Annotated in this window: 4 protein-coding genes; all 4 read left to right on the top strand. The window is 67.0% G+C overall.

The window, feature by feature from the left end:
- The first annotated feature begins 254 nt into the window (after nucleotides 1–254).
- Nucleotides 255–2,495: an aconitate hydratase gene (locus HY726_07450; GenBank protein MBI4608824.1), complete on the top strand. Its 2,241-nt coding sequence runs from the start codon at nucleotides 255–257 to the stop codon at nucleotides 2,493–2,495.
- A gap of 305 nt (nucleotides 2,496–2,800) precedes the next feature.
- Complete coding sequence (gene icd / locus HY726_07445; GenBank protein MBI4608823.1) at nucleotides 2,801–4,045, top strand: NADP-dependent isocitrate dehydrogenase; 1,245 nt, start codon at nucleotides 2,801–2,803, stop codon at nucleotides 4,043–4,045.
- Between the two features lie 76 nt (nucleotides 4,046–4,121).
- Nucleotides 4,122–5,048 carry a malate dehydrogenase gene (gene mdh / locus HY726_07440; protein ID MBI4608822.1) on the top strand — a complete coding sequence of 309 codons (927 nt, stop codon included), beginning with the start codon at nucleotides 4,122–4,124 and terminating at the stop codon, nucleotides 5,046–5,048.
- An 81-nt stretch (nucleotides 5,049–5,129) separates the two neighbouring features.
- Nucleotides 5,130–5,555, top strand: a 426-nt coding sequence (locus HY726_07435) for an FAD-binding protein (protein ID MBI4608821.1), incomplete at its 3' end; no start/stop codon positions are given.

Below are 5,555 nucleotides of genomic sequence, written 5' to 3'. Positions count from 1 at the left end.
GGCCCCAATCAGCCCTCGGAAGATCGGGCCCGCTGGCTCACGAGCCCCGGATCGCGGCTTTCCCGTGCTATTTCGGTCGTGCGGCCACATCATCCTGGGCGAAGATCCGAAACGGCTGCCGCTAGGCCCGTCGCCTTGACAGTTCGGGGTGGCCGTGCTAGCGTAAGGTGCGCCTGTCGCCTCCTGTCCACGCGGGTGGGAGGCGATACGTTTGATGGGGTGAGGGATCGGTGATGGAGCCCGCAGATCGAGAGATGCTCTCACAGATCAAAGCCCTCTACGAGTCAGTTCCCGCGAAACTCGCCTGGGCGCGGAAGAAGTTCGGCCGGCCGCTCACCTTCTCCGAGAAGATACTGGTGGCCCACGCCTGGGATCTCGAAAGCCACATCTGGGAGCGCGGCAAGGCGCAGCTCGGCCTCCGCGTGGACCGGGTCTCCCTGCAGGACGTCACGGGGCAGATGGCGCTGCTGCAGTTCATGCAGTCGGGGCGGAAGCGGACCGTGGTCCCCACCACCCTCCACTGTGACCACCTGATCCGGGCCGAGAGCGGGGCGTCGGAGGACATGAGGCGGGCGGCCACGGAGAACAACGAGGTCTACAACTTCCTCCGCTCCGCGGCGCGGAAGTACGGGATCGGTTTCTGGAAGCCGGGCTCCGGCATCATCCACCAGGTGGTGCTCGAGAACTACGCGTTCCCCGGCGGGCTCATGATCGGCGCCGACTCGCACACGCCGAACGGCGGCGGGCTCGGAATGCTCGCCATCGGCGTCGGCGGGGCCGACTGCGGCGAGGTCATGGGTGGGCTGCCGTGGGAGGTGCTCCACCCGAAGCTGATCGGCGTGCGCCTCACCGGGAAGCTCTCAGGGTGGGCAGCGCCCAAGGACGTGATCACCTACCTCTGCGGCCTCCTCACGGTCAAGGGTGGGACCAACAAGATCCTCGAGTACTTCGGCCCCGGCGCCGCGTCCATCAGCGCCACGGGCAAGGGTACCATCTGCAACATGGGCGCCGAGCTGGGCGCCACCACCTCTATCTTCGCCTTCGATGACCGCATGGCCGCTTATCTCCGCGCGACAGGCAGGGTCGAGATCGCGGCCCTGGCCGAGCAGTACCGCGAGCACCTGGTGGCCGACCCGGAAGTGGAGCGCGACCCCGAGCGCTTCTTCGACGAGCTGGTGGAGATCGACCTCTCGACGCTCGAGCCCCACATCGTGGGCCCTCACTCGCCGGATCGCGCGCGTCCGGTCTCCAAGCTCCCCGCCGAGGTCCGCCAGCAAGGCTGGCCGGCCAACCTGAAGGCGGCGCTGGTCGGTTCCTGTACCAACTCTTCCTACGAGGATATGCGGCGGGCGGCCCACGTGGCCCTGCAGGCGCTCAAAGGTGGGCTCCGCGCCAAGGTGCCGTTGCTGATCACTCCGGGCTCGGACCGGATCTACCAGACCATCAAGCGCGACGGCCTCCTGGAGATCTTCGAGCGCATCGGCGGGACGGTCCTGGCCAACGCGTGCGGGCCGTGCATCGGCCAGTGGAAGCGGTCGGATGTGAAGAAGGACGAGACCAACTCGATCGTGAGCTCCTTCAACCGGAACTTCCCGGGCCGGAACGACGGCAGCGCCGCCACGCTCTCGTTTCTGACGAGCCCCGAGGTGGTGACGGCCCTGGCGTTCGCCGGGACGCTGGAGTTCGATCCGCTCCACGACACCCTGGAGGCGAACGGCAAGCGGGTCCGCTTCGCCCCGCCGGAGGGCGAGGAGCTGCCGCGGGAGGGCTTCGCCGGCGGCTGGGAAGGCTACGAGGCGCCGGCCGAGGACGGCGCGGCCGTACAGGTGGAGATCCGGCCCGACAGCGAGAGGCTTCAGATCCTCGAGCCGTTCCCGGCCTGGGACGGCAAGGACTTCCTCGAGCTGCCGATCCTGATCAAGTGCAAGGGCAAGACCACGACGGACCACATCTCGCCGGCCGGGATGTGGCTCCGCTACCGGGGGCATCTGGAGAAGCTCAGCGACAACATGTTCCTGGCGGCGGTCAACGCGTTTTCGGACAAACCTGGGACTGGGACCGATGTCCTGACGGGCGAGTCCGGGCTTCCCATCGCCCAGATCGCGCGGCGCTACAAGGCGAAGGGCGCCAGCTCGGTGGTGATCGGCGACGAGAACTACGGCGAGGGGTCGAGCCGCGAGCATGCGGCAATGTCGCCCCGCTACCTCGGGGTCAAGGCCGTGATCGTGAGGAGCTTTGCCCGGATCCACGAGACGAACCTCAAGAAGCAGGGGATCCTGCCGCTGACCTTCGGGAATCCGAAGGACTATGACCTCTTCGAGGCCAACGATCGCGTGAGCATCGTTGCGCTAGCCGGCCTCGCCCCGCGCAAACCGGTCCAGGTGATCGTGCACAAGCCCGACGGCCAGACTGTGAAGATCACCTGCAACCACAGCCTGACCGCCGAGCAAATCCAGTGGTTCAAGGCGGGCTCGGCCCTGAACGCAGTGAAATAAGCATGAACGCGCTGCAGCCGCGCCCGAGCGCGGGCTTCGCCCGCGCGATTAACTCGGGTCTCGCGTGGCGGGGGGCCTGCCTCGCGGCGTGGCCGACCCCGCCACTCTCGAACAACCATCGGGGGAGGTTCGGAAGGGGGACGGAGTCCCCCTCCGAGTCGAGATCCAGTGGTTCAAAGCGGGCTCGGCGCTCAACGCGGCAACTGCGTAAACATTGAAACGCATGTTCCCTGACCCCATCCCTCTCCCCTGAGGGGAGAGGGGCAAGGTAAGGGGTGAGGAGCGAGATGCCGAGCAAGGTGAGGATTCCGGCGGGCGAGAAGATCGTCATGCAGCACGGGAAGCTTCAGGTTCCCGACCAGCCCATCATCCCCTTCATCGAGGGTGACGGCACGGGCCCGGATATCTGGCGAGCGGCGGTTCGCGTCCTGGATGCGGCCGTCAGCCAGGCGTACAAAGGTCGGAAGAAGATCGCGTGGTGCGAGGTCTACGCCGGCGAGAAGGCTAAGGCGGTGTACGGGCCCGACTGCCCGCCGAATCTCCTCCCGTCCGAAACGCTGGGCTTGATCCGCGAGTACCTGGTCGCGATCAAGGGACCGCTCACGACTCCCGTCGGGGAGGGGTTCCGGAGCCTGAACGTCACGCTCCGCCAGGAGCTCGACCTCTATGTCTGCCTCCGGCCGGTTCGGTATTTCAAGGGTGTGCCCTCTCCGGTGAAGCACCCGGAGAAGCTGGACATGGTGATCTTCCGCGAGAACACCGAGGATATCTACGCGGGAATCGAGTGGGAGGCGCAGAGCCCCGAGGCGCGGAAGGTCATCGACTTCCTCCAGCGCGAGATGGGTGTCAAGAAGATCCGCTTTCCCCAGACGTCAGCCATCGGCATCAAGCCCATGTCCCGCGAGGGATCCGAGCGGCTGATCCGCGCGGCGATCAGGTACACGATCGAGCACGGCCGTCGCAACGTCACGCTGGTGCACAAAGGCAACATCCAGAAGTACACCGAGGGCGCTTTCATGCGCTGGGGGTACGAGCTGGCCAAGCGCGAGTTCTCGGACAGGTTGGTGAGCTGGGAGGAGTGCGGCGGGACGCCGCCGCCGGGCAAGATCCTGATCAAGGACGCCATCACGGACGCGTTCCTCCAGCAGATCCTCACGCGCCCGGACGAGTTCGACGTCATCCCGTGCCCGAACCTCACGGGCGACCTCATCTCGGACGCCCTGGCCGCCCAGGTCGGTGGGATCGGCATCGCCCCCGGCGGCAACATCAACTACGAGAGCGGGCATGCGCTCTTCGAGGCGACCCACGGCACGGCCCCCAAGTACGCGGGCCAGGACAAGGTGAACCCGGGGTCGGTCATCCTGTCGGGGGAGATGATGCTCCGCTATCTCGGCTGGACCGAGGCGGCCGACCGGACCATCGAGGGCCTCGAGCGCACCATCCAGCAGAAGGTCGTGACCTACGACTTCGCGCGCCTCATGGAGGGGGCGCGGGAGGTCAGGTGCTCCGAGTTCGGCGGCGCCATCATCGAGAATATGGCGCGACTGTAGGCGAGTACCTCCCCGCACCCTGCCTCTCCGCCGAGGGGAGAGGAGAAGAGGTGAGGGGCACCGGAGGGAGTGAAACGTGAGGCCAAAGGTCACTGTCGTCGGCGCCGGCAACGTTGGCGCCTCGGTGGCGCAGTACACGGTGGAGAAGGAGCTGGCTGATGTGGTCCTGGTGGACGTGATCGAAGGCGTGCCCCAGGGCAAGGCCCTCGACCTCTTCGAGGCCGGGCCGATCCACCGCTATGACTGCCGCCTGGTGGGCTTCAACGGGTACGACGAGACGGGGGACTCAGACATCGTGGTCGTGACCGCCGGCTTTCCCCGGAAGCCCGGGATGACCCGCGACGACCTCCTCTTCAAGAACGCCGAGGTGATCCGGCAGGTCACGGGCCAGGTCGTCACGCGGTCGCCCAACTCGATCCTCATCATGGTCACGAACCCGCTCGACGCCATGGTGCAGGTCGCCTGGAAGGTCTCGGGCTTCCCCACCCAGCGCGTGATGGGGATGGCGGGGATCCTGGATTCGGCGCGCTTCAGGACTTTCATCGCGCTCGAGCTCGGCGTGTCCGTCGAGAACGTGACCGCCTTCGTCCTGGGCGGTCACGGCGACACCATGGTGCCGCTGCCCCGCTACTCCACCGTGGCCGGGATCCCGATCACCGAGCTGCTCTCGAAGGAGCGGATCGGCGCCATCGTTCAGCGGACGCGAGACGGAGGGGCCGAGATCGTGAACCTCCTGAAGTTCGGCGGGGCTTACTACGCTCCGGGGGCCGCGGTGACGGAGATGATCGAGGCGATCCTGAAGGACAAGAAGAAGATCCTCCCGTGCGCCGCCTACCTGGACGGCCAGTACGGGGTGAAGGGGCTCTACGTGGGGGTGCCGGTCACGCTGGGCCGGAGCGGGGTGGAGCAAGTGATCGAGATCAAGCTCACCCCCGAGGAGCAGGCGGCGTTCCAGAAGTCGGCCGCCGCCGTCCGTGAGCTCGTGGACAAGCTCAAGCTCTGAGTGCGGGTGGGGTTTGAGAAATCAGCCGTCGCGGTCCGCGAGCTGGTCGAGAAGCTGAAGCTGTAGGAGGGATGCGGCGAGATGGCCGGTGACGACGCGTACCAACACGACGTGCTGGTGATCGGGGGCGGCGGCGCGGGGCTCCGCGCGGCGATCGCGGCGGCGGAGGAGTCGGATCGGCTCTCGATCGCGGTCCTCTCGAAGGTCTACCCCATGCGCAGCCACACGGTGTCCGCCGAGGGCGGGACCGCGGCGGTCATGCGCGATAACGACAGCCTCGACACGCACGCGAAGGACACGATCTTCGGGAGCGACTTCCTCGCCGACCAGGACGTCGTGGAGGCGTTCGTCAAGGAGGCACCGGGCGAGGTGATCCAGCTCGAGCACTGGGGCTGCCCGTGGAGCCGGGACCCGGACGGCCGCGTCAGCGTCCGACCCTTCGGGGGCATGACCGTGAACCGGACGCTCTTCGCCGCCGACAAGACCGGCTTCCACATGCTCCATGCC

The organism is Candidatus Rokuibacteriota bacterium, assembly GCA_016209385.1.
Taxonomy (GTDB): domain Bacteria; phylum Methylomirabilota; class Methylomirabilia; order Rokubacteriales; family CSP1-6; genus JACQWB01.
This window is presented reverse-complemented; position numbering and strand designations above follow the sequence as displayed.